Raw genomic sequence first — 2,225 nt, forward strand, 5'->3', positions numbered from 1 at the left:
TGGGGGCGTATATAAAGTTATTGACTTGTATCCTGTACCTGACTGCCATCCGGTTCGATATGGAAATTGTCCATATATATTAGATTTGATACAGGAACAATTTCATAGCCCTTTTTCTTCAAACCTTCAATTACTTTAGGCAAAGCTTCAGCAGTATATTTTGCACCATTATGCATAAGGATAATAGAACCGTTTTTTAAATCTTTGTGGTTAAGGATGGTACTTACAATAGAATCGGTACCATAGTTTTTCCAATCCTGACTGTCAATATTCCATTGAATGGCATAATAATTAAGAGATTTAGCCTGGGTTAAAAGGGCATTACTATAGTCACCATAAGGAGGGCGGAAAAGATTCATGGTAACTCCGGTAAGCTCTTTTACTTTTTCAGTTACAGTATTAATTTCGTCAGATATTCCGGCGGCATCTAATTCAGGCATATGTTTGTGATGGTAGCTGTGATTACCCAAATCATGACCGGCAGCCTGCATTTTTTTGACAGCCTCAGGATATTTTTCAACCCAGTTTCCTGTAATAAAAAATGTTGTTTTAACATCATATTTTTTTAGAACACTTAAAATCTTTTCTATATCTTCGTTTCCAAAATCGGCATCAAAGGAAAGGGAAACAAGTTTTTTATTGGTTTTTACATTACATATAGGAATGTCCTTTGGGGTATTAGTAGCAGTCAGGGAATCAAAGCCTTCTTTAAAAATATTTTCCTGATAATGGTATGTAACACCAGCCACTGCAATAAGAATGCATAGCCAAAAAATACTTCGCCTCAATAATGAAATTTGCTGTGAACCAGACATAACAATTCTCCGGAAACTTATTATTATAATTTATGCTAAAAAAAATATAATATGATTGTGCAATTCATCAAATTAATATTAATTTTATTTAATAAAATAAGAAAGAGATTAAATATTATCGGGAATAATATTAATGATGCAATTTGTTGATTTTTGCAAAAATGTTTATATAATAAATTGTGGAATTAAATTACGGGTCATGATATTTTCTTGAGGAATGAGAGGCAAAAGAATGAAGAAAAAAAGTTTAATGTTAGTCATGCTTACCCTTGTATTAGCACTGGGAATGAGTATGCAGGTATCTGCGAAAACAAAGGTTAAAACATATAAGGTGACATATGTTTTAAATGGAGGAACAAATAATAAAAAGAACACTTCAAAATATAAATCAAACAAATCAAAAAAATTATATTCACCGTCTAAAAAGGGATATCTTTTTAAGGGCTGGTATACAGATAAATATTATAGAAACAAAATAACTACCATTAAAAAAGGCTTAAAGGGAAACAAAAAGGTATACGCTAAGTGGCAGGCTAGAACATATCAGATTTCTTACAACGTAAATGGCGGAACTTTAAATAAGTCAAGCGTAAAAACATATACATGTCAGGTAACAGTGAAGCTGGCTGCACCAACAAAGAAAAATTATGTATTTATGGGGTGGTATAGAGACAGTAAGCTGACAAAGAAGGTTGTAAAAATTGCCAAAGGAACAACGGGAAATATTACATTATATGCCAAGTGGCAGCTGGAAAAGTTGAATATAAATAAAGTTGGAAATGAAGATATGATATGGAGCTGGTGGTGTTATCCACAGGTGGTTTCATATGCAAACACTAAAGATAATGTTTACTGGGGATTTACCACAAGTGAAGGTTACAGCGGCGTGGCATCCTATAATAATGATACAAAGAAAACAGAAAAGACATATCTGAAAAAGACAACCTCTACTGACGACCATAATGCAATGGCAGTGACTGTTATGAGAGACGGCAAAATAATGTGTGTTTATTCAGGCGGACATAACAGTGATAATGAAATTCACGTTAGAATATCAGGTGAAGCAGAAAGCATTAAAAATTTCAACACGGATGTTGTTTTAAGGTCTCAGGGAAAGACCTGCTACAGCCAGATTTTACAGTATAAAAATAAGTATTATATTTTTTACAGAGTTGATAATAAAAACTGGGCATACCGTTCTTCCACAAACGGATTGTCATGGAGTAACGAAACTATATTAGTTACTTCATTAATACAATATTATTGTAAATTTATGCCTACAACAGAAGAAGGAAGAGTCCGTATATGCATGACATCAAACCCAACGTCAGGAGATCCAAATATTAGAATGGGATTTTTTGATTTAGACACAGGAATGATGTACGATTCAGATAACAAAACAGAATTGGG

2 protein-coding genes are annotated in these 2,225 nt (G+C 33.1%); one reads left to right on the forward strand and one right to left on the reverse strand.

Translation table 11 applies throughout. From position 1 onward, the window contains the following. Window positions 1–17: 17 nt before the first annotated feature. Window positions 18–815: a polysaccharide deacetylase family protein gene (locus Q5O30_RS10660; protein WP_021953732.1), complete on the reverse strand. Its 798-nt coding sequence runs from the start codon at window positions 813–815 to the stop codon at window positions 18–20. 232 nt (window positions 816–1,047) lie between these two features. On the opposite strand from Q5O30_RS10660, the gene Q5O30_RS10665 reads away from it, so the two are divergent. Further along, window positions 1,048–2,225 (forward strand): InlB B-repeat-containing protein (locus Q5O30_RS10665; RefSeq protein ID WP_302674701.1); only part of this gene is annotated, 1,178 nt, incomplete at its 3' end.

Source organism: Eubacterium sp. CAG:161 (assembly GCF_000432355.1).
Classification (GTDB): domain Bacteria; phylum Bacillota; class Clostridia; order Lachnospirales; family Lachnospiraceae; genus Eubacterium_G; species Eubacterium_G segne.